Annotated in this window: 12 protein-coding genes, 1 tRNA gene and 2 pseudogenes; 12 read left to right on the top strand and 3 right to left on the bottom strand. The window is 30.3% G+C overall.

The window, feature by feature from the left end; all coding sequences use genetic code 11:
* From OCHUTO_RS00750 to OCHUTO_RS06920, 11 genes and pseudogenes are all read left to right on the top strand, one after another.
* Positions 1-2,418 carry a VirB4 family type IV secretion/conjugal transfer ATPase gene (locus OCHUTO_RS00750; RefSeq protein ID WP_045796973.1) on the top strand — a complete coding sequence of 806 codons (2,418 nt, stop codon included), beginning with the start codon at positions 1-3 and terminating at the stop codon, positions 2,416-2,418.
* A complete protein-coding gene (locus OCHUTO_RS00755) occupies positions 2,418-4,412 on the top strand; it encodes a TrbL/VirB6 family protein (RefSeq protein WP_232296900.1) in 1,995 nt (664 codons plus the stop codon). The genes OCHUTO_RS00750 and OCHUTO_RS00755 overlap by 1 nt, the downstream gene beginning before the upstream one ends.
* Before the next feature lie 5 nt (positions 4,413-4,417).
* A complete protein-coding gene (locus OCHUTO_RS06210; RefSeq protein WP_232296901.1) occupies positions 4,418-4,834 on the top strand; it encodes a hypothetical protein in 417 nt (138 codons plus the stop codon).
* A gap of 102 nt (positions 4,835-4,936) precedes the next feature.
* Positions 4,937-8,761 (top strand): type IV secretion system protein, encoded by a 3,825-nt coding sequence (locus tag OCHUTO_RS00760; protein WP_232296905.1) that lies wholly within the window; start codon positions 4,937-4,939, stop codon positions 8,759-8,761.
* Positions 8,762-8,800: 39 nt separating this feature from the next.
* Complete coding sequence (locus tag OCHUTO_RS00765; protein ID WP_045796975.1) at positions 8,801-12,103, top strand: TrbL/VirB6 family protein; 3,303 nt, start codon at positions 8,801-8,803, stop codon at positions 12,101-12,103.
* A 35-nt stretch (positions 12,104-12,138) separates the two neighbouring features.
* Entirely contained in the window at positions 12,139-14,700 is a 2,562-nt protein-coding gene (locus OCHUTO_RS00770) for a TrbL/VirB6 family protein (RefSeq protein WP_084215307.1), read from the top strand.
* 34 nt (positions 14,701-14,734) lie between these two features.
* On the top strand, positions 14,735-15,997 hold the full coding sequence (locus tag OCHUTO_RS00775; RefSeq protein ID WP_045796977.1) for an MFS transporter: 1,263 nt from the start codon (positions 14,735-14,737) through the stop codon (positions 15,995-15,997).
* An 18-nt stretch (positions 15,998-16,015) separates the two neighbouring features.
* A complete protein-coding gene (gene mutL / locus OCHUTO_RS00780; RefSeq protein ID WP_045796978.1) occupies positions 16,016-18,025 on the top strand; it encodes a DNA mismatch repair endonuclease MutL in 2,010 nt (669 codons plus the stop codon).
* Between the two features lie 454 nt (positions 18,026-18,479).
* Positions 18,480-19,220 (top strand): Bax inhibitor-1/YccA family protein, encoded by a 741-nt coding sequence (locus tag OCHUTO_RS00785; protein WP_045796979.1) that lies wholly within the window; start codon positions 18,480-18,482, stop codon positions 19,218-19,220.
* 521 nt (positions 19,221-19,741) lie between these two features.
* Entirely contained in the window at positions 19,742-19,873 is a 132-nt protein-coding gene (locus tag OCHUTO_RS06915) for a hypothetical protein (RefSeq protein ID WP_306305436.1), read from the top strand.
* Positions 19,874-19,932: 59 nt separating this feature from the next.
* Positions 19,933-20,205, top strand: a pseudogene (locus OCHUTO_RS06920) (TraU family protein).
* Between the two features lie 231 nt (positions 20,206-20,436).
* Here OCHUTO_RS06920 and OCHUTO_RS00795 read toward each other — a convergent pair.
* The 3 genes from OCHUTO_RS00795 to OCHUTO_RS00805 all read right to left on the bottom strand — a co-directional run bounded on the left by OCHUTO_RS00795 (position 20,437) and on the right by OCHUTO_RS00805 (position 22,270).
* Positions 20,437-21,183: an outer membrane protein assembly factor BamD gene (locus tag OCHUTO_RS00795; protein WP_232296902.1), complete on the bottom strand. Its 747-nt coding sequence runs from the start codon at positions 21,181-21,183 to the stop codon at positions 20,437-20,439.
* Between the two features lie 86 nt (positions 21,184-21,269).
* Positions 21,270-21,355 (bottom strand) — tRNA-Leu (locus tag OCHUTO_RS00800).
* A 60-nt stretch (positions 21,356-21,415) separates the two neighbouring features.
* The gene (locus OCHUTO_RS00805; RefSeq protein WP_045796980.1) at positions 21,416-22,270 is read right to left on the bottom strand and encodes a TIGR01459 family HAD-type hydrolase; all 855 of its coding nucleotides are present in this window, start codon (positions 22,268-22,270) and stop codon (positions 21,416-21,418) included.
* Between the two features lie 118 nt (positions 22,271-22,388).
* On the opposite strand from OCHUTO_RS00805, the pseudogene gyrB reads away from it, so the two are divergent.
* Positions 22,389-24,811: pseudogene (gene gyrB / locus OCHUTO_RS00810) on the top strand (DNA topoisomerase (ATP-hydrolyzing) subunit B).
* Positions 24,812-25,210 lie beyond the last annotated feature (399 nt).

Consider the following 25,210-nt stretch of genomic DNA (forward strand, 5'->3'; position numbering starts at 1 on the left):
ATGAAATTTTTTAAGACTAGAGTAGCAAGGGAGTATTACTCAAAAAGAGAAGTTCATATTTCTAAATTTATTCCATATTCTTGGCATTGGAATAAGTCTACTATAATGACAAAAAATAATGAACTAATTAAGGTTATTAAAATTGGTGGATTTGCTTTTGAAACGGCTGATGATCAAGATTTAGATATTAGAAAAAGGCTACGAAATCTTTTATTTAAAGGTATGGCTTCAGGTAGCTTGAATTTATATTTTCATATAATTAGACGTCGTAAGCAACTAATTTCCGCTATAGGTGAAAGTGATGTAAATCCTACAGTTGGTCAAGCAAAAGATTTTGTTTCTTATGTTGATAGTGAGTGGAAGAAGAAATACTCTAGTTTTCAATCTTTCGTGAATGATATTTATATCACGATTTTATATAAGCCTGATGTTGAAGGTGGAGAAATTTTAAGACATTTTTATAATAAATTATTGCAAAAATCTGATAAAAATGCTTGGGCACAAAGTATGAATGAAATGTATGCTAATCTTGATGAAATGGTATCAAGGGTAGTAACTACATTTGGTGATTATGATGCACAAATACTACAAGTTAAAGATACACCTCAAGGGGTTTTTTGTGAGATATTAGAATTTTTAGCTACTATAGTTAATTGCGGTAGTTCTATGCCTATGCTTTTGCCTAGAGGTTCGATAGATAGTTACATACCTACTCATAGGTTGTTTTTTGGAGATAGATCAATTGAGGCTAGGGGAGCATGGAGGCGTAGATATGCTGGTATAGTTAGTATTCATGAGTATGGTCCCAAAACTTCAGCTGGAGTACTTGATTCGTTTTTACAGCTTCCTTTTGAGCTTATTATTAGTCAAAGTTTTCAGTTTTCTAGCCGTACAGCAGCAATTAATAAAATGCAATTGCAACAAAATAGAATGATTCAAACTGAAGATAAAGCAATATCTCAGATTGCTGAAATATCTCAAGCCTTAGATATGGCAACTAGTGGTGAAATTGGTTTTGGAGAGCATCATTTAACAGTATTATGCATAGAGAATAGTTTAAAAGCTTTAGAAAATGCTTTATCTATTGCATCAGTTGAAATTTCGAATACTGGTATGCAGCCAGTACGAGAAAAAGTTAATTTAGAAGCTGCCTATTGGGCTCAATTGCCAGGAAATATAGATTTTGCTGTAAGAAAATCAGTGATCAATACTTTAAACCTTGCTGGGTTTGCATCTATGCATAACTATTTGCCTGGAAAAGCTACAGGTAACCATTGGGGAGATAGTGTTACTGTATTAGATACAAGTTCTGGTACTCCATTTTATTTTAATTTTCACGTACGTGATGTAGGGCATACTTTGTTAATTGGTCCTACTGGAGCAGGAAAAACAGTTTTAATGAATTTTTTATGTGCTCAAGCTCAAAAATTTTATCCACGAACTTTCTTTTTTGATAAAGATAGAGGAGCTGAAATTTTTATCAGAGCTTTAGATGGAAAATATACTGTGATTAATCCATTTCAACAGTGCAATTTTAATCCTTTGCAATTGCCAGATACAAATGAAAATCGTAATTTTTTAGTAGAGTGGATAAAAACCTTAGTTACTTCAAATGGTGAATCTATTACTGCTGAAGATATGCATTATATTAGTTTAGCAGTAGAAGGGAATTATAAACTTAGTCCATCCGATCGTTATTTAAGTAATATAGTAGCATTTTTAGGAATTGGTGGTCCTGATACTCTAGCAGGTAGAATTGCAATGTGGCATGGTACTGGAGCTAAAGCTGGAATATTTGATAATATTCATGATAATATGGATTTACAAAGTGGTAGAGTTTTTGGCTTTGAAATGGGTGAATTGTTAAAAGATCCTGTTAGTTTAGCTCCAGTATTATTATATTTGTTTCATCGTATTAATTTATCTTTAGATGGTTCTCCAACTATGATAGTATTGGATGAAGCATGGGCTTTAATTGATAATCCTGTTTTTGCTCCTAAGATAAAAGATTGGCTAAAGGTATTACGAAAGCTGAATACTTTTGTTATTTTTGCTACTCAAAGTGTTGAAGATGCATCTAAAAGTTCGATTAGTGATACACTAATTCAACAAACTGCAACTCAGATTTTTTTGCCAAATTTAAAAGCAACTGATGTTTATAGAACTGCTTTTATGTTGAGTGAAAGGGAATTTTCTATCATTAAATCAACTGATCCTGGTTCGCGTTATTTTTTAATAAAACAAGGAATTGGTTCTGTAGTAGCAAAATTAAATCTATCTGGTATGAATAACATTATCGGGGTATTGTCAGGACGTGTTGAAACCGTAATATTGTTAGATCAATTAAGAAGTGAATATGGAGATGATTCTAGAAAATGGTTACCTAAGTTTTTTAAGCAATTAGAAACAGCGAAATAATGCGGTTGGTATATCAATTAGCTAAAATATTTATATTAATATTAGTATTTATATCGCAAGCTGAAGCTGTTAAAGCTATAGTCGGGCTGGGGGATATACTACCTGATGAAGTTAAGGATGTTGCTGATGAAGTAAAAGATGGAATTAAGAAAGTTGTAGATACATTATCAAATCTTACTTGTGAAACTCGAGGGGTTAATGCTTTATTGTTTAAAGATGAATTTTCTCATACTTGTACTCCTGCTCCATTTTTTAGTTTAGCAACAGCATCTATCATAGGAATAGGTACCTATCTTCCAATGGTGTTAAAATTAAATATGACTAATGGGGAATTGTTTAATGAAAAATTTCCTGGAGGCCAATGTCTTAAGACAAATCGAGCTGATCCAGCTAATCCACAAATTAGTTTTGCTTTATGTAATAATGTTAAGTTAATAGCAGCAGCAGCAGGTGCTGTAGCTGAAACTATAATTAATGTTGCTGTTGCTGTTGCAAGTGGTGACAATGTTTGGGATGCAGTAGCAAGAGCATGGAATATAAAACCTCAACAGATTTTTGAGGTATATTATGATAAAGAAGAAGGATATTCTGGTAGTTTTATAGATATTAATCTTGCTGGTTCACCTTATATACCTTATAAGGTAGTACGGGATAAAGATAAAATTTGCGTTGCTGCATGGACTATATTAGGTGGATATTTAAATGTAGGATGCAAATATATCAGTGAGCCTTGCACTCGCTCTATATATAGCAATTTTTTAAACAATTATTCTAATGTATCAAATCTATCAGAGCCAATATGCTATACTGGAAATAATAAGGATTCGAAAGAATTATCTGATAAAACTAGATTAGTTGAATGTGCCAACATGAAAGGGTGTTATACAAGTGCTGCAGAAAATTCTAAAACTTTATTACCTATAACTGGTCCTATAGTTACGTGTTTTGTACAGATGGCTCATAGAATTCTTGGAGAATCAACAGTATGTAAGTTAAATGCTAAAGGGGAGGAGGTTATAATACAAGCTAGTGATAGTAACATGATTAGCAATTTTAGTCATCATATGCGAAGAGCAGTTACTGCTTTTATGTGTTTATATATCATTTTTTGGGGATACAATATTGTATTATCAAGAGATGAAATAACTCGTAAAGATGTTATTAATAGTGTTTTAAAAATAGTATTAGTAACATATTTTTCAATTGGTATTAGTACAGGGGATGGAAGAATAATTAATGGAGTGCAAAAATGGGGTATGGAATTACTAAGCGGTGATATAATGGCAGAAGTTGCTGCTTGGGTAATGACAAAATCCAATAATGAAGAAGGTAAAAAAGTATCTGGTTTATGTAGCTTTCAAGCTAGTGATTATGATGCTAGCAAGAATAGTGCTGATGCTAGGCAGTTTTTAGCACTATGGGACTCTATTGATTGCAGGTTAACTCATTATTTAGGAATAAATGCCATGAAAGATTATATTAGGCAAAAAGTTCAGGCTGTAAAAGGGGGAGGGGATCCGTTAGGTAACTCTATACCACCATATTATTATTTGTTAATTCCTGCTTTATGGAGTGGGAATATGACTTTACTTGGGTTGGTATTATTTTATCCATTATTAGTAATATCAATAGCAGCATATATGGTTAATGCATATATAGTATGCATTATAGGAATATTAATTTTAGGATTATTAGCACCTATATTTGTTCCTATGGTACTTTTTGAATATACTAGAAATTATTTTCATAGCTGGTTAAAGTTGGTAATATCTTTTGTATTGCAGCCTATGGTTGTTATTGTTTTTATGATGATGATGTTTCATGTTTATGAATATGGATTTTATACTGATTGTGCGTACGATTATAAATTAGTCAAAGAACATAGTAGTATAATGTTTCAAGGACAAGAAAAATGTTTTTCATTAATGTTAATGATAAAAATTTATATGATAGTGACGCTGATCAAAAAATTGCTAGATGTAAGAAAAGCTTAGGGTGGATGATAAACAATCCTCTTTTTGCGGTGATTAATACTGTTAAAACTATAGCTAATGATGTTATTTCAATAGATAGCTTAGAATCAGAAGATGGAAAAGAAGGTCAGCAATTTGATGATGCTGTAGAAGTACATCAAGGATTATTTTTTAAAACTGTTCGTTCTATTTTTCAATTGGTTAAAGATTTAATAATGGCGCTACTAGTAGCTTGTTTAACTTTATATTTGATTTATCATCTTAGTGATTCGCTATCACAATTTGTTGCATCTTTGGTGAGTGGAATAAATCTTGCTGGCATGACTGTTAATCCTAAGCAAATGCATGATACTTTAGGAGCTTTGGCAAAACAAGGTGCAAGCAAAGGGCAGTCAATGAAAGGTAGTAATACACAATCAAGACAAGGTGGTACCCTAAAATAACTATTGTATTAGTGTTGTAAAATGATAAAGCGCTTGCTAAACAAAGAGGTAGTAATTAACAATAATTCCAATTTACAGGTTTTTAGATTTATATTTTGGAGTATGTTATGTTTGGTTATTATACTGCCATCAGTAGCATATGGTGAAAAGGATTGTTGTATTTTTTATCCTCGAAAGTTTAAATGCTGTACTTATGATCATCAATTTTGTTATCCATTAGTGCAGTCTAAATGTATAGAAAAAGAGGAACTACGTTATCAGAATCCTGATCATTTACAACAAAGGATACAGTCACTTGAATCTTATATTAACGATGCATGGAGTAATATTCAGAATGATCAGTTTTCATCTAATTTAGAGAAACTTAATACTCTAACAGAGGTAGGTGATAAAGGTAGGCAGATTGTTAGTTTGGTGGAACAATTTAAACTAGCTATGGTCAATGAAAGCAAAATTAGAAATAATTATCTTAAAAATGCACTAAAACCCAAGGAGTATTCTAAACTTGTAGCTCAGTTGGTAGAAAAGAAACAAGCTGCGTTAAAATTAGTACAGGAATCTGGAGAAAATGCTAGATCAAAATTTTTAACAACTAAATTTAAATCTAGAGATTTAGTAGTTGATGTTGGAGTAAAATTTATTGATTCATTTTTAATATACCAAAAAATTAACACAGAAATAGATTCTAAAGAGAGTAATAGAATTGATCAGGAAAGTATATTAAACTTAAAAAAGCAGGCTATAAGTAAAACAGAAGAGATTTTTAATGCTAGTACAGAGTTGCGATCAGTATGCCAAGTTTTTATTTCATGGCTTTTCGGTCGTTCGAAAAGCCATGAAATAAAAACTTGTTTGACAGAAGAAAAAGAAAATCAACTTATTAGTTTTTTATCTGGTCAACAATCTCAAAATGTAATACCTACAGAGTATCAAAGTTACATTAAGAAATTCAATAGAATATTGATAGAGCGGAGTAATATTGAGCTGAAAGAGCAGCTTAAATCTAAGATGGAAGGAGTAATAAAGATATGTAAAAATTATAATGAGTTTGTTAATGGACTAAAATTGCAGAAGGAAAAGATAAAGAATGATATTACTGAAATAGAGTATAACATACAAGTTGCTAAAGATGAACAGAAGAGAAAGCAACAAGAGGAAAAAGCTAAAAAATTGTTAGAGTTTCAGGATAAAATAAAAAGGGCTGAAAAAGAGGTAAATATAGCAAAAAGTGAATTTAAGAAAAGAAATAATCAAACTAAAGAAGCTCAGGATCAAGCTAATGCTAGTGATGATTTAGAAGATAAAATTGAAATTTTAGATAAAAAGAAGAAAGAGTATAAAGCGGCTATAAAATATAAAGATTCTTTGAAACAAAGACTTGATATTATTAATAATAATTCTGCTCTAGTGAAAGAGTATGATGATTTAGAAGTTCATATAGATAAGATAACCAATGATATTGAACGGCTTACAAATGATGTTGATACAGCTAAGAAAATATATAAGGAACAATTTGATAAAGATAAGAATTTATCATCAATTAGTCCAAACTGTGATTTTAGTCAGTATCAAAGTATATCTCCGGAAAGTAGCGTTTTTACTTTAGCTTCTTTTATATATCAAAATATCAATTTTAAGTGTGGAAATGCATGTAATACTACAGATCATGGGTTTAATCTTTGTTTGAAAATTAAGAAATCAGAAATTTGTAACGATTGTATACAAGTTTATATTGGCCCACATTCTGAATTTAAGTCTATTAAGGAATTATTTGATAGTAGTGAAGTAAAGAAAGGTAGAAAAGATCCTATACTTGTAACTGAAAGTGCAGTAAAAAATATTGAATTTAAAGTTGAACTTAATGATAAAACTTCTTGTTTAAAAGTTAGAACTTCTTATGGCGATATTCCTATAGTTTGTAAGAATATTTCATCTGATAATACTGATTCAATATCTCAAATTAGTAAGAATAACAGAATTTGTAGTTTAAGTACTACAAAAAGTAAAGTGCCATTTAATTTTTCTGGTCGTGCAATAGGTTGTTTAAAAGAAGCATTGGATAAGATGTTTTATGCTGATTCAGTTACTAGTGATCAGGTATCTTCTGCTAGCATATTAAAACCTCTTTCGAGCTTTCAACAGGGTATGAAAGTTACTGTTAAAGCAGCTTTAATATTATACATAATATTTTTTGGTATAAAAATGATATTTATTGAGCGTTTTTTTAGTGCTGAAAAACTAGTTACTGGGGTATTAAAGATATTACTTGTAACGTATTTTTCTGTTGGGTTTGGGCCAATGACTCTAAAAGATGGGAAAATAAACTATAATAATGGTATGCAGGATCACTTTTTGCCATTTTTAAGTTCTGTGACTTCGGAATTAGCTCATATGATATTTTCTTCTGTTGGTAGTGATTCTTCTGTTGGTGGTACTAAATTATGTTATTTTGATCCTGATAAGGATTATACACCTGATGCTCGTTATTATGCGTTATGGGATGCGATAGATTGTAGAATAGGATATTATTTAGGTTTTAGACTATTGCATGACTATACTGTAGATAGAGCAAAACCATCATCAGGTGGACAATTAGTAGGAGGCTCTGCTGGAACTAGTGCTAATAGTGAGATAGCTAAGCATTTGAGTAACATTAAGAACGATCATGCTCTTAAAAAAGATGATACTTTTTTAGTATTCCCTACTTTATGGGGATTATTACTAAGTGGTGAAATTATCTTTTTTGTGGTAATGCTATTATTTGTTATAATCTTTTTAACATTATTTTGGCGGTTTATGGCTGTGTTTATTACTAGTTTAGTAAATTTGTATGTCATGTGTTATATATCTCCTGTTTTTATTCCTATGGTCTTATTTGAAAAGACTAAATCAATGTTTAATAATTGGTTGCATTTAACTTTATCTTTTGCTTTACAGCCTGCAATTGTTGCTGCATTTATTGCCATATTTATAACTTTAATGGATTCAGTAACATATAAAACATGTCAATTTGCACGTTATGATTATCAGCAGGGAAATAAAAATTTAAGTACTTTTGAGTTACGTGTACCTAATAGTTTTACTAATGAGAATAGTATCTTTGCTGATTCATACAGCAGTGATGCTGCTAAAATATGTCGAGAAAGTGCTGGGTATAGGTTAGTGGAATATTTCAATGGAAAGAATTGGCATGAAAGAATATTTATTTTCTTTAGAGCATTTGTAGTATATCCTGAACCAGATTTTTTGCCTACTATGCTTGTTATATTACTATTTTGTGGAATTTTTTATTACTTTTTTCAAGAAGCGCATCGATTTGCAGCTGTTATTACTAGTGGTATTACTGCAGTAAATATGGAGCTGCCTAGTTTTAAGATGCCTTTTTTGAGTAATAGTGCTAAAGCTAAGAAAGCTGCTAAAGAAGCAGAGGCAACTGACAAGTTTAGTTCTAGAGGTGGAGGAGAAGAGAAGGCTGCTGCAGATAAATTTAGCAATCGGCCTAATATAGAATTATTAGCTCAAGATAAAATTAGTACTAAATTAAAAGATGATACCAGTCTCATTAAACCTAAAATTAATAATGATGCTATTGAAGCTGCTAAGGAATTTTATGTTGGAACTGATAAATTTAGTACTGGTAGTCAGAAGAGTGATAAAACTACTGATATTAAGACAAGAATTAATAATATAACTTCTGCAGAAGATAAGTTTAATATTTCTTCGCAACCTAAAGATTATAAAAATGTTGTCCAATCTGCAATTGATAAGAAATTAGCTTCTAATCTAAGCAATAATAATACTGCGAATAATCAAAAAATGGAAATCAGGAATAGTAATATTGCATCTGATGATTTGTCAACAAAAACAAATGCTGATAGCTTAATGGAAGAACTTAATAAAGCTAGCGATGATAAGAAAAATACTTAAGCTTTTTATAATTTAAAATGGAATGATTAATAAAAGAGTATGCAATCTAAAATTATTAACTTAGCGATTGTAGCAGTTTGTATAGCTGTAGTAAGTTTTGTTTTAATGTTTTTTGGAGCATTAAGATCAGGTGATGATTGCTGGTACCGTTATAATACAGATGGGCAAGATGTAGATTTTGTTAAGTTTACACAGAATGTTCATGCTTCTGGGCAATATGATAGTGTTCGTCTTGGAGGAATAGTTGATCCTAATAAACCATGTGGCCTTTGGGTAAAATCAGATTTTTATGTTTCAGTACCTGAGGAAAATGGTCAACCAAAACCAGTAAATATTGATTTGATGGTTGATGGTACAGTTAGTCTTTGTTATGCATATTTACCTAAAAGTGCTTTGACTTGCAAACTAAAATATAAAGATGGTCGAGATTGTAATATTGGCGATGTTAACAAATTTTTTAATGGAGAGAAAAGTGATTGTATAGAAGACTGTGAAGATAATACAGATGACAATGGTAATCTTATTGCTATTCCTAGAATTTTAGATCCAGGTGATGGATTACCAGTAATATTAAAGGCAAATGCTGGGGAATGGCGTAATCTTGCTCAAATATTTGCTGGTGATGAAATAGAAGTTAAAATTGGTAGAAATCAAAATTTCAGTCATGGAGGGATTGAGAATACAGAAATAGGTTATACTTACAGTAAACCAAAATTTGATTGGTTTAATGATACAAGTCGTGATTGGCAACAAGGTGTTAATGATACTTTTGGTTTGCTTGATAAAGCAAAGCATGTTAGAGCTGATTGTCAAGAAGGAAAAAAAAATTATAGTCCAATATGTGGAAGATATTCCCCATGGGGAGAAGGGGATAATTATATAAAGCAGTGCGATGAATGTAAAGGTTGTACATGTGAAGATTGTGGTTTGAAACCAAAATGTGCTGGGGCAAAAGCAATATGCCCTGCGCCAGAGTGTGAAATGGCAGCGGCACATGGATGGGCTTCTAGCGCGTTTTCGATATTTGACTCTAGGCTTGCTGACAAAAAATGTTTTTATAAGGGTACTGTTAGAGATTTTTGGGGAGGAAAGAATTGCCCAGAAAAATATTTATTAAACTGTAAGCGTGGTGTTTTAGCTACTGGTTTACCAGAAGAATATCGTGATGATGGCACTAAAACAGTGCCCGCAATTTTAACTGAACAAGATATAAATGATATTAGAAGTTTAGGAAAGATAAATTGCTCTAACCCATCTGATGAAAAATTAGTAAATAATAGACAAAAAGTTTATTCTTGGAGATCAGCTACTTATGCTACTGATTTAAAATATAGATTTAGTAGTACTCAGAATAGAGATTTATCACTAGGGAATAAATGTAAAAGCGATTCTCCTACAATTCAAGACTTAGCTACTGATTGTTATTACGAAATAAATAAAGTGAATCAAGACTTAACTATCTATAAAGATCGAATTCCAGAAGCTTTCTTTAGTGGTCCAAGATATCTGCAATATATGATTCGACCTAATATTGGTATTGAGAGCATGAAAAATAGTGTTGGTGGATATGTATTGTATCTAAAACAGAATTCATGTGTTAGAAAGGCTGGTGCTACTTTTGATGATGGTAAGTTTCCTAATAGAGGAAAAATATTATATGCAATAGTTCCTGCAGGAGTAGATGTAAATACGCTACAATCTCATGAGCTTGATCTATATACTGTAGGTGAACTTAATGTAAAGGTGGAAGATTTAATAGGTAAAGCTAAAATTAGTTCTACTCAGTCGGGATATATTTGGTTTAAAATTCTAAATGATAAAAAAGATTATAAAGCTAGCGTAGGTGAATATAAAATTACCATGAGTACTGTGGTACCTAGAGGCAAATTTTTAACTAAGGTATTAAATCCGATAGTGAGTTTATTTAAAAGTAAAATTGCTAATGCTTCAAAAACAATGTTTAAAAATATGACTTGTTATCAACAGAATGATAAGTCTAGATGTACGAACTTCTTTAATTATATTAGAGTAATGTCAACTCTTTATATCATGAGTTGTGGTTTTGCATTTATGCTAGGAGCAGTTAATTTTACTGCTAAAGAATTAGTAATTAGAGTAGTTAAGATAATAATTGTTAGTGGTTTGATCAATGAGGATACTTTTAATTTTTTTAATGTTTATTTATATGATTTAATTATGAGTTTTAGTGAACAACTAATGGTTAATGTATCTGGGTATGAGTATGATCAAAATATAGGAGCATTTTTATTTTTAGATGAGCTAATGAGCAAAATATTTTTTAATAAAACGTTTTATGTTCAGTTATTATCCCTGTTAAGTATGGGACTAATGGGAGTAGTTTACTATATTATAATATTTGTTCCTATAATTTTGATAATTATATCTTTGTTAAAAACTATTATGGTGTATTTAGTAGCAACTACTGCTGTTGCTTTATTAGTTGGTCTTGCACCATTATTTTTATCATTTATGCTTTTTAATAGAACTTGGTATTTATTTGATAACTGGGTTAGAATGTTGTTTCGGTACTTAATAGAACCGGTTGTGTTAATGGCAGGAATAACAATTTTAACTCAGCTTTTTATTGTTTACTTAGATTTTGTTCTTGGTTATAGCGTTTGCTGGAAATGTGCTATAACGTTTAAGTTGCCAAAAATAGATGTGTTAGGAGGTATACTAGGTAGCTATGGTGGACAAGAATTATTCTGTATAAATTGGTTTGGTCCATGGGGGTATGATAATAGGGCTGATAGCAATATTGGGTTAGCAATGAATTATGTTATTGCTTTAGTAATTATTGCTTACTGTATGTATAGTTATGTTGAATTTTCAAGTTTAATGGTTGATATTCTTACAGCTGGGGGAGCTGGAGGAGTTGCTCCTTCAGCTGGTCAAGTTGCTCCTCATGTTTGGGATACTGCAGTTAGGTGGTCTCAAAATGTTGCTAGTAGAGGAATGTTTTTAGGCCAAAAAGGTGTTTCTACAATAAGAAAAGGGATAGGGAAGGGCATATCTCATGTAAAAAATAAGCATGCTAGCAGACAAGATAATGAACTGCCTGGGAAAAATTCTATAAAAAATCAAGATTTTAAGAAAGATAATCAAGAAAATACAACGCGTTCTAGTATTAAAGGGCTAGATAGAGATAGTAATCTTAACAAGCAAAATATTAAAAATTTGGAAGATTTAAAATTAGCAAATGCAGATTCTACTAATATAAAGGAAACTTCTTTTAGAGATAATGGACTAAATAAACAAAAATTTAAAGATGCTAACTTAGAAGATTTGAAATCATTAGATGAAAAAGATAGCTCAAAATAGTATGTTAATCTAGTTATTATAATATCAGTGATTTTATGAAAAATAAAGTTACTAAAGAATCTAAAACAGAAAAGAAAATGATTTATATAAATGTATTAATTTTTTTATTGTATATATTTTTATCAACTGGAATTAGTGCATCTAATGGACTTCAAGCAGGAGAAAAATTACCTGCTTCTAGTTCTTTGCAATGGATGGATAAATATCCGAATGATGATAATACAGGATGTGTAGATGTATCACCGACATGGCTAGGTCGAGCAGATGTGAGATGGGTAAGAGTACAAGCTGCATCTATGAACAATAGTTGGATTGATTCTGGTATTATGACTAAAGCTGGAAAAAGTATTTCAATTGAAGTTCCAAGCATTAATCAAAATTCTAGAAAATTGCAAAATAGATATCTAGTATTGCATAGAGTTGATCCAAGATTTCCTATAGTTGGGCAAACTTTTATTATTGAATTAGATGAAGCTGCTACTCCTATTTCACGAATTCATAATTTTGAAAATGGTAGATTACAGAGTTACCAAAATGAACATAGCAGTTATTTTCAGAACACTGATGGTAGTAATTTCATAAACGCTGTAAATCTACAGCAACAATTTTTTAATAGTCAAAATTCTAAAATTAAGGTTAAAGCAGGTGATGTTATAGATATTGCTTTAATTTCTTCTGTAGATTTTTTTAATAAGTTGCAGTTAAAAGATGGGAGTAATAAATCAGAGTTTACTGCAGAATTGTATCCTAAATGGGATGGATATAGATATTATAAACCTTATGGTATATATACTGTATCAATAAAATCTAATATTGGTGTTGTTGATAACGTCTTGTTAATTACTGCTGGTTCATCTGATAAGAAGACACTAAGTAAATTGTTAGTTGGTGTTAAGAATATTGATAGTGTAAGTAGCTTTGAGAAATGTAATTTGAATAACCTATCTGAATCTAAATCTTGTGTTCTTGGATTAGGAATAGGAATGGAAATCAAATTAAATCAAGAAGTCCTTAAATCAAAGTTTGACAAATTTTTGATTGTAGATACTGTTAGCAATCAGTATAGTAGTTCTTTTCTTGATAAACCGATAGAGGGGATGTATCATATAGTTGCAAAAGGTGATGGGTATTTAAGTTTTTCGACACCATTATATAGTAATGTTAAATACCGTAGTTCTGGATTAAATGATGTAGAATATAGTAGTGTATTAAATAGCTGTCATACATTAAATGAATTTGAAGTAAAATATTTAAATTCTATTCTTAATTCTAAGCAAGAGGTAATTCAGGGAATAGTTATTGATAAAATATTAGTAGGGCGCTACTTGATGTATATAACTATTAATAGAAACAATATAGTTGGTGATGAATATGATGATGATATAGAGTATATTATTTCTAATGAAACTCCAACTTCATCTACTCGAGGCACAATTTTGCCTAAAAATGGAATAAATATAGCTACCCCAGCATCAGCAAAGCTATGGTTTCGTTTTATAAAAAAGAATGATACACAGTTAAATTTAAAGGTGACAGTTCCACATGATAGCGAAGGAACAATCAAAATTGCTGAATTTTTTTATGATAATATTTATATTCCAATTAAGCAGAAAGTAGAAAAGTTTTCTAAATTATTTTATTTTGGTTTAGCTAAAAATGCGGCATTAAAAAAGTTATTTAATATTTTAGCAATTCTCTATATTATACTATATGGTATTTATTTTTTATTAGGAGTAGTAAAGGTTACAGCTTATGACTTACTTATAAGATGTAGTAAAATTATAATTATTGGGGCAGTATTTAATGAAAATAGTCAGCAATTTTTTTATGATACTTTATTTCCAATGTTTGATGGTGGCATAAATAGTTTAATTAGCTATGCTATTAAAACTACTAATAGTAATGTTCATAATCCATTTAAGTTTTTTGATTTAGTTGTTAGTAGATATATTGATGTTAATTTATTAAAAATAATATTGATTGAAATAGTTCATGTGCATACTGGCTTAACTATATTAGGAATATTAACTTTATGGTCAATTATAAAATTTATAGTTATTATGGTTAAAGTATGTATGGAACTTTTGATGTCTATGATTGCAATTGCAATATTAGTTGGGCTAGCACCAATGTTTTTTATTTTTATGTTATTTGATAGAACAGCAGATCTTTTTAAAAGATGGTTTTCTGCTCTTTTATTGAATGCATTAATGCCAGTAATAATGATTATCTTTATATTAATTATTAATGAGTTAATGATAGTAGCAGTAGAATCAGCTTTCCCTGTAATGAGAATTTGTTGGGGAACGTTGTTTAATATAGAATTAAATCTTGATTTATCTGCAATTGGATTACCAACAGCATTTAGCATTCCTTTGATGGCTGTGCCTTTCTATAATATTGTTTTCAATGGAGGAAGTTTCTTTAATGCTATGGATTTAGGTAACAGCTTTGCTGGGTCATTAGCAGGGGTTTTCTTATTATATAACTTAGTTTTACTAGCTGGAACATTAGTTGGTTCTCAAGTATTTGCTAAAGGAATAAATAGAAAAGGAATGAGCTATGTTAAAAGCATTATGATGCAACTGTTAAGTTAGAGTTAAGTTACAGTATTGAACGAGAATAATATTTATGAACAAAAAGTCGCTAGCTTTATCGATGCTTGTAACTTTAGCTCATTATTATGATTATTATTTATTTGGATTATTAGCTTCTCAGATTTCAGAGTGCTTTATTGTTAAAAGTGATAGCATTACACAGCTAAAAAACACTTATCTTATCATGGGCATGGCTATTTTAGGTAAAGCAATTGGAGCTGTTATTTTAGGAAGAATAGGTGATCTTTATGGAAGAAATGCTACATTTAGTATAAGTTTAATCGGAACAGCTGGTGGATCGTTATTAATTTCTATTTTGCCATGTTATGATGCTATTGGTGTGTTATCTGTTTTTGGGTTATTATTGGCCAGAATTTCTATATGTATGTTTACTTCTCCAGGAACTGATGGAGTAAGGTTATATGTATATGAAACTATAGGTGATAAATATAAATGTTTAGGTACAGGTATAGTTAATGCTTCTACAAATTGTGGGTCATTTATTGCTTCTTTATCAGCATTATTTTTTACTTTAGATATGATGCCTAAATATAGCTGGCGCTTTGCTTTTATACTTGGAGGAATATTTGGTGGGTGTGTGCTTATTATACGCAGGGTTTTTGCTCAATCAATTCAAGATGATCAAATAATGAAGCATTGTAAGTATTTGCAATATAAGAATTGTTCAATTTGGCAAATTATTCATAAAAATTTAAGTATATTTATTTTAGCAATACTAATGGCTGGTACCATTGGTAGTACTAATCAATTTTGTACGATATTTTTTGGTACTTATGTTTTTAAAATATTGCAATATTTAAATGAAGCTACAGCTAAGTATTATGTTACATTAGGTCTAGCTATACAAATGTTATTTGCAATAATAGGGGGGTATATTGCTGATATTACATGTAAGAAGTTAGTATCTTCTATTGCAGCTTGTTGTTTAGGAATAGTTATTGCTATTATAGCCTATATAATAAATTTGGGCAAATTTATGCCAAGCTTATATTTAACTATGTGTATGCTTATACCGTTTTTGACTATGCCAGCTTTAGTATTTCTTAAAGGTAGTATTCCTCAACCAATAAGGTATAGATTATTTAGCGCTGCGCATGCTTGTGGATCAAGCTTAATTTCTGGCCCAACTACTTTTATTGCAACTAGTTTATATCAGCTAGGTGGTACATGGTGGCCAATGATATATTTTTTTATAATAATAGCTATTATGATTACAGTAATTTATTTGCTTGATTATTATAGCCAAAAGCAACAAAAATCAAACTTTGAATTATAGTGTAGGTAGGTTATTATTATGGGTGTAATAAAATATTTGTCTGATACTACTATAAATCGTATAGCTGCTGGAGAAGTAGTGGAGCGTCCTGCATCTGTTGTAAAAGAATTAGTAGAGAATTCAATTGATTCAGGGGCAGTTAAAATTGATATTACTTTAGAAAAATCTGGTAAGAACTTAATTATAGTTTCTGATAATGGCTGTGGCATGTCTGTAGAAGATTTAGAGGTTGCAATTGAGCGTCATACTACCTCAAAGTTAAATGAAAACGATATTATGAATATTAATACTTTTGGTTTTCGAGGTGAAGCTTTACCTTCAATTGCTTCTGTAAGTAGAATGCATATTGTTACAAAATCTAAACACCATAATCAGGCTTATGAGATTAATGTTCATGGTGGGGTAAAAACTAAAATAAATCTATTGCCTCAATTTCAGCTATCAGGTACTAAAATCGAAGTCAGGGATCTTTTTTTTGCGACTCCAGCTAGACTAAAATTTTTACGTTCTGATCGTACAGAATATATAGTTTGTTATGATGTGGTGAAAAAATTAGCAATTTCTTATCCTCATATTGCATTTTCATTAGTTCATGATGATAAAACTATTTTAAAACTTAAAACAAATTCACAATTATCTTTTGATGATGCAAGAAAATTTAGAATATCTGAAATATTATCCAAGAATTTTATTGATAATGCAATATCGGTGAATATGGAAAGAGAAGGATTATCTATTAATGGATTTGTTAGTGTGCCAACATATAATAAAGCTTCAGCTGAAGATCAATTGTTATTTGTTAACAATCGTCCTGTAAAAGATAAGCTGTTGATGACAGCAATAAGATTAGCTTACCAAGGAGTATTGGCTCGTGAGAGATATCCAGTAGTTGTAATTTTTATTAGTGTTGTACCTCATTTTGTTGATGTTAATGTACATCCTACTAAAAGTGAAGTAAGATTTCATGACTCTAATCTGGTTAGAGGTGTTATAATTAGTGCTATTAAACAAGCATTATTAAATACCTCTCAATTGGTTTCATCAATAGTTGCAAGTGATACGAATAAATATATGAAACCTAAATATGATATTGATATATTTGAACAAAAAAAATTTAGTAGAGATATGCACAATACTCAGCAATTTCAATTGCGAGAATCAATGAATAATGCTGGTAGAGATTATAATGTAAATCAGATATTTAAAATTCAGGAAGTTCAAGAAAACAATTTAGCTAATGATAGTGAACAGCAGATAATGGAATCAAATATAGAAAAAGAACAATTTATTAATCCATTAGAGCTAAATCAACATAATAACATTTCTGATGATGATACTAATGCTGTAACTACTAGCATGATTGCTAATGAACAAGTTGCTTCCAGTGCAGAAAAAAAAATTCAAAAGTTGAATAATAATTCTTGTAATGGTTTTCAAGATGGTTATCAATTCCCTTTAGGATTAGCTTTTGCTCAATTTCATGGTAATTATATTCTTGCTCAAACTATAGATAGTTTAATCATTGTAGATCAGCATGCAGCTCATGAAAGGATAACTTATGAAAAGCTGCGTACTCAATTTCAAGCTGGCCAAATTATTAGACAAAGGTTGTTAATGCCTCAAGTTGTTACTTTGTTAGATATTGTTAGAGTAGAAAAATTATGTGATAAAATGCAAGAAATTTTAGCATTAGGTATGAGTTTTGAACGTTGTGGTGATGTGCAAATAAGAGTTTTAGAAATGCCAGCAATATTACCATTGATTGATGTTGCAGCAGTAGTAAATGATATTGCTGATTATTTATTTGCTACTGATGCTATATTATTAGCAGATATGGTGGAGAAAATATTACAATCTTATTCATGCTATCATTCTATAAGATCAGGAAGGATATTAACGATAGCCGAGATGAATAGTTTATTGCGTCAAATTGAAACTACTTCTTTTTCTGGGCAATGTAATCATGGTCGTCCAACTTATGTTAGATTTGAGCTAAAGGATATAGAGAGGCTATTTGGTAGGCGGTGATTTATATGTTTTTTTATTTAAAATTGACTTAAAGAGAAGAATGGGAGGTAAGATTTTTAAATATAACTTGAATTAATGAGAAGTTTTGAGTATAAAAGAAGCTATTTGTTATGCCAAAAAAGAATAATTATGCAACGTGATAGCACTCAAATAGAAACTATCAGTAACTGTAAAAGCAGTAAATTGGAAGAGATCTTATGGTCGATAATGTGAAAAACTTCACTAAAGTCTAATTCTGGATAAAAAATATAAGTAAAGAAAGTTTAGTATTGGTTAAATAAAAGTGCTTTTTTGAAAAAATTGCTCTAATGCATTTACCAACTTGGTATTATTTAGCTGTATTAATAAATCAAGCTATAAATATTGTTTTGATATTGCAAAAACTATGTACATATATTTATAATTATGCTAATATGCCTATATTGAATGCATAATTTTCTAGAGAGTATTTTTTATGATTGATTATACAAAAGCGTATTCAAGTGGGGTACAAAATAATATTGATGAGGGATTGCGTACCTATATGCTTAGAATATATAACTTAATGGCTGTAGCTCTTTTTATTACAGCTATTGCAGCAACTGCAACTTTTTCACTAGAGCCTATTGCAAGGTTAATGTTTCATTTCTCACCTAATGGGTATGTAATTGGTCAAACACCTATAGGGTTGCTAGTTAATATAGCTCCAATTGGTATAGCTCTTTATTTTTTTTGGGGAATAGGAAGGCTTGATATTTCAACAGCTCAAGTTTTATTTTGGATATATTCAGCTCTTGTAGGAATGTCGCTTTCAGCTTTGGGTTATATTTATACTGGTGAGTCTTTAGTTAGTAGTTTTTTTGTTACTGCTTCAGCTTTTGCTATTATGAGTATTTATGGGCATAGTACAAAAAAGGATTTAACTTCCTTTGGTTCCTTATTAACAATGGGGCTTTTTGGCATTATAATTGCCTCTTTAGTGAATATTTTCTTAGGCAGTGCAGCAATTCATTTTGCTACTTCAATTTTAGGGGTAGGAATATTTATGGGGCTAATAGCTTGGGATACACAAAAATTAAAGCATATTTATTATAACTCTGGTGGTGGAGAGTTAGGCCAAAAGTTAGCAGTAGTTGGAGCATTTACTCTATATTTGGATTTTATTAATCTTTTCTTGTATGTTTTGCGTTTTTTAGGCAATAGAAGGAAAGATTAAGATTTTATTTTTAACAGTTTAGGAGAGTTAATAAAAAAAATAGTAAAAAAAATTACTGCTATATTTTTTTTGTTAATTAAAGGCTAATTATTGTTTTTTTAGCTCCTAAGCTGTTTCTTTTTGCTCTTCTTCCCTTTTTATAACTCATTGTAAACTTTAATGCTATTGAAGATACTATATAACTTATGTATATTATTAATAAATACTGTGGTTAAATAACTGATCAAATAATTATGCTTGTTTTATAGCAATTTTTTTATATTAATTCATTCATAATACATCTGAATTGAAAAACGCTTGATTCACCCTTAGGGTGTATACGTTTCTTGATCATTAGTTCAACAATTTTTATTCTCCTGATATTCGACCTTTTGCATTAATTTTTTTATAATATTGACAAATTTTGCAAATTTAATTACAGTTAAGGTTGAATATTAATAAAAGTTAACACAAGTTAATAGCAGGTTCTATAAAGTGCGAAAGTTAACAAAAATTAACCTTTCTTCTTCTTTAGATTGAATATGACTTTCAACCTTTATTCACTAGAATATGACTCTTTATGGGGCGACGATGCTAAATCTGCAATTTTAAATCCAGAGACATTATTATTTCAAAACGTTGCAGCTTATCAGGCCTGTAAGATGATTGCATGAATTGTGTAGCGCCATTGGAGGGGTTTAGCAAGTGATTTTGGTGCGCTGGATGTCAGGGAATGCTTTATCCATTTACTGGAACTGCTGCAGCTCATAATGGAGGAGTTGGCACACTGTAAATGGTGGCAAAAGTTTATGGCTAAGATGCATCGGCAATTGATGCTATGGGGATATTATGGCTATAGATGATTGTGTGGCAAGTATCCAATGTCCATTATGAAGAATATCGACTACAGATGATTTATCCAATTCCAGAAGTTACCTCTTGTAAACGTATTGGTGAAACTGAAGCTACTTGGCAAGCTGGTAGAGAGTTTCCAGTTAATGGATAAGAGTTAAACTATTAACCAGACAAAAATAGTAGGTTCAATATAAAGTGGTACACGGTATATGCTAATCAGAACTATGATATAGAGGATTTTCAATTCTTGATAAGATTATTGTGTTGTGTAGCCTAAATCTCGCACGATATATTTAAAACTATCCTTAGTTTATAAAATTCATTAATAATAAGTGATAGTATACTTGAGTTTTTTTTAAGCGCAAAAATAAATGGGCTGCGCTTACCATATAGCTTTAAATGCCAATTTGGCGCGTTTAGACCATATATTATCTGGAAATTTGCTATTTAAAATAGCTAGTTGTTCTTCTATTTCTGTTTTGCATTCTAATAACGCATAGCTTTGAGCCATTCTATATATGGCCTCAGGGTAATATGATGTATGAGAATACTGATCTATTACAGTATTAAATCTATTTAAAGCTGCAATAGGATTCTTTCTAGCTAAATAAAATTTTCCTATATCCATTTGAATACTGGCTAAATTCTTAGAAAGAACATTTATTTTCTCTTGTACTTTAGCTACATAATCGCTTTCAGGAAATTTATCTATTACTTGTTGTAACTCCGATTTTGCTCGAGCAAGCTGATCTAAGTCCTGTTGATAGTAAGCCTGTTTATATTTTGCTGAAGCTTTTAAATAGTACACATCAGCAATTTTATAATACATTGGGTGTAACCTAATAAACCTTTCTAGTATATCAAATGCTTCTGCATATTCGCCTGCTAAATATAGACTATAGCCATGCATAAACTCTGACTTTGTTGCAATATCAGAACCAAGGCTTTGAATAAATATATTAAAAAATTGCTCTGCAGCAGCTCTATATTTTTTTTTCTGAAATAGTTTTTCACCTTTACAATATGCTTCTTCTGCAGAAAAAGAGGCAATTTGTTTTTTTTCTTTTGCAAGAATTGTATAGTTAATAAAAGGTAATAAAATTAAAAAAGCAAAAACAAACCGAAGCATACTAAGTAATTTTAATTTTGTAATATTGTTAGGTTATACATTACTAATTCTATTTTATAAAGCACTAAATTAATTTTTTGAATAATTGGTGCCTTTGACTGGATTTGAACCAGCATGCTTTTACAAGCGACAGATTTTGAGTCTGTTGTGTCTACCATTTCACCACAAAGGCAATCAATACTTGTATGAAGTATACAATCTTATTTATAAAAATTAAAGAATTTAATGTTTTTTAAATGCAAACTATATAGTTTGGATAAATGTTCTTCAGTTTAAATATATCACTTAATATGTTCACTTGATCATTAATATTTGAAGCTTTTGCTATTCTAAAAGCATTGCCTGTTAATACTAAGGCAGAATCTATACCAACGTTATTCGCTCCAAGAATATCTGTTTCCAAAGTATCACCTATCATTAGTATTTTTTCTTTTTTGACATTTTGTGCTGCTGTATTTAATACAGCTTGAAAAATCTCTGCATACGGTTTACCACTGTATACTACTTGTCCTCCTATAGCCTTATAAATAGCACTAAAATATCCAGCACAGTACCTACTTTTGCTTCCAAGTGGATTGATGGTATCTGGATTAGCACAAAGACAGATTGCCTTGTTATTTACTGCAGTTTGAAAAATAGAATTATATTGATTTAACTTATCTTCACAATCTTCAAATGCTGTTATAAGTAGTATATTTGCATCATGAATATTTGTAGTAATTTTTATAGGAAGATCTTTCAATACATTTTTTTTAAAATCTGGCCCTAAATGGAAAACAATAGGACTATCAATTTCGAGGTATTTTTTTGTATTTTTTAACATTGCTCTTGCAATTTCCCCAGAAGTATAAACATTTCGTGAAGTAGCATTAATTCCATAACTATTAAGTCGATCACTGGAATATTGAGCCGGTTGAGGAGTATTAGATATAAAACATATTTTTATGCTTTGGGACAGATTATTAACTGCTTCTATTATCTTAGTATATGGATTATTATCTTCTAGTAGTACCCCATATATATCAAATAATAAAAGTTCGTAATCTTTAACTATGTTAGATAAATTAATTGGTTTATATTTAGGCATATTAATTCCTCACTGAATGATATTAAAGTGTTTTTTGACTTCTGATATATTATGCTATATGCTATCACAATATGTTTCTCCATCTAAGTATTTTAGCTATTATAAGGTTGCAAATATTATGTCATCAAGTTTAAATATGACCACAAAAACAAACTCAGATCAATATAATGCTGATTCAATAAAGATTTTACGAGGACTTGAAGCAGTCCGAACACGGCCTGGTATGTATATTGGGGATGTTAGCAGCGGAGCTGGATTACATCAGCTAGTTTATGAAGTTCTTGATAATTCAACTGATGAATCATTGGCTGGTGGTTGTAATAAAATTGAAGTTATTCTAAATAAGAATGGATCTGTTACAGTTAGAGATAATGGTAGAGGTATACCAGTTGATATTCATTCAGAAGAAGGAGTATCTGCAGCTCAAGTAATCATGACTCAGTTGCATGCTGGAGGAAAGTTTGATCAAAATGCATATAAAGTCTCTGGAGGATTACATGGAGTTGGAGTATCAGTAGTTAACGCATTATCTGATTGGTTAGAATTACGTATCTGGAAAAATAATCAAGAACATTTTATGCGTTTTGAATATGGAGAACCTCAAAATCCTTTATCAGTAGTAGCTGATGCTAAGAAAAACAAGGCACAGAAATAACTTTTTATCCATCAATGAAAATTTTTACTTCTATTGAATTTAGTTTTTCAGAGTTAGAGCATAGATTAAGAGAATTAGCATTTTTAAATTCTTCCGTGGAATTTTTACTAACTGATGAACGTTCTAGTGAAATAAAACATGTTAAATTTTTTTATACTGGTGGAGTAGAATCATATGTGCAATATATTGATAAAGCTAAAATAGCATTACATCCAACCATAAGTTTTCAACAAACTGATAATAATGGAGCAACTGTAGAATTAGCTATGCAGTGGAATGACTCCTTCTATGAAAATATAGTATGTTTTACTAATAATATTAGACAAAGAGATGGTGGAAGCCATTTACAGGGATATAGATCAGCAGTAACTAGGGCAATTACTAAATATAATAAAGATCATTTTCCTAAAAGTAATATTAATTATAATGGTGATGATATTCGTGAAGGGCTATCTTGCGTGTTATCATTAAAGTTACCGGATCCTAAATTTGCTTCACAAACTAAGGATAAGTTAGTTAGTCCAGAAGCTAGAGCTATAGTTGAAGGAATAGTATATGAAAAGCTGCTAGAATGGTTAGAGCACCGTCCTAGCGAAACTAAAAAAATCTTTACTAAAATTACTGAAGCAGCTATCGCCCGTGAAGCAGCGCGTAAAGCAAGGGAATTAACTAGACGTAAATCAGCATTAGGAGTAGCAAACTTACCAGGTAAATTAGCAGATTGCCAACAACGAGCTCCGGATAAATCTGAGTTATTTTTAGTAGAAGGAGACTCAGCAGGTGGTACAGCTAAACAAGGCCGTGATAGGAAATTTCAAGCTATCCTTCCATTAAGAGGTAAATTACTTAATGTAGAAAGAGCTAGGTTTGACAAAATGCTACAATCTGACCAAATTGGCACTTTAATTACTGCACTCGGAACAGGAATTGGCAGTGATGATTTTTCAGTAGATAAAATACGTTATCATAAAGTAGTTATCATGACTGACGCTGATGTTGATGGATCACATATTCGAGCATTGCTTTTGACTTTCTTTTATCGTTATATGCCAGAGGTTATTGAAAAAGGTTATTTGTATATTGCACAACCGCCCTTGTATAAAATTAAGCGTGGTGCTAGTGAACTTTATCTTAAAAATGACCAAGCATTATATGATTTTTTATTAAAAATTGCCATTGATGAAATTGATTTAATTAAATCTTCTGGAGATAGGATATCTAATGCTGAGTTGATAAAAATTGTTTCTTATATTAGAAAGTTAGTTAATGCTTTGAATAAAGTCGGTACCAAACTGAATAAATATATTATTGAAATTTTAGTTATTACTAAAAATATTACTGCTAGCATTTTTAATCCTGTTAATCAAGATAAGTTATCAGCTCTTATACAAAAAATGCTTCCAACCCAAGATTTAGATAAAACTAATTGGCAGGTTGAAGTTAATGAGGATTGTATACAATTTTATTGTTTTGTACGAGGAATAAAAAAAACTCAAACTCTTTTTAAAAGCCAATTAGAATTTCCAGAGTTTATTAGCTTGATCAAGCTAGGACAAAAATTATTTGAATTATTTGAAAATTCATTAGTATTAAAGCATAAATCAGAAAAGATTGATATTAGTTTACCATCAATGTTATTGGATAAATTATTAGCAATTGGCAAGCATGGAGTAAGCCTTCAAAGGTTTAAAGGATTAGGAGAGATGAATGCTGATCAACTATGGGAAACTACACTAAATCCAGAGAACAGAACACTCTTACAGGTTAAAATAACCGATTTTGATGAAGCAGCAGCAGTGTTTTCAACCTTAATGAGTAATGTAGTAGAACCTAGACGTGAGTTCATTCAAGCTAATGCTTTGAATGTTCATAACTTAGATGTATAACTCTAACGTCATGCAATAAAAGAAAATGTTACTATTTAATAATCTATAAATCAAGTACTGTTTTACATATACAATTTTATTTAAAACTAGCAGTATTTAATGCTTTAAAAAGCAAAAAGTTAGATTGGCATGAAAAAAAAATCAAAAAATTTATACAAAGCTCCTTATAAGCTGCAGTTTTAGATAGGAATGTAGAATCATATAAAGGATTTAGTAAACCATTTTTAAAACTGAGTAAAACAATATATATGTAGATGAAAGCATATATATTGAACAGTGTCTTGTATATTTGAGACCAAAAGAACTTTTTAATACAAAGAAATAAAAGAGAATATATAATGCAAGATGAAATAGAAAGGTTTATGCAAGTACTAAAAACTATTTCTTATATTATGAGCA

It is taken from the genome of Orientia chuto str. Dubai, assembly GCF_000964595.1.
Taxonomy (GTDB): Bacteria; Pseudomonadota; Alphaproteobacteria; order Rickettsiales; family Rickettsiaceae; genus Orientia; species Orientia mediorientalis.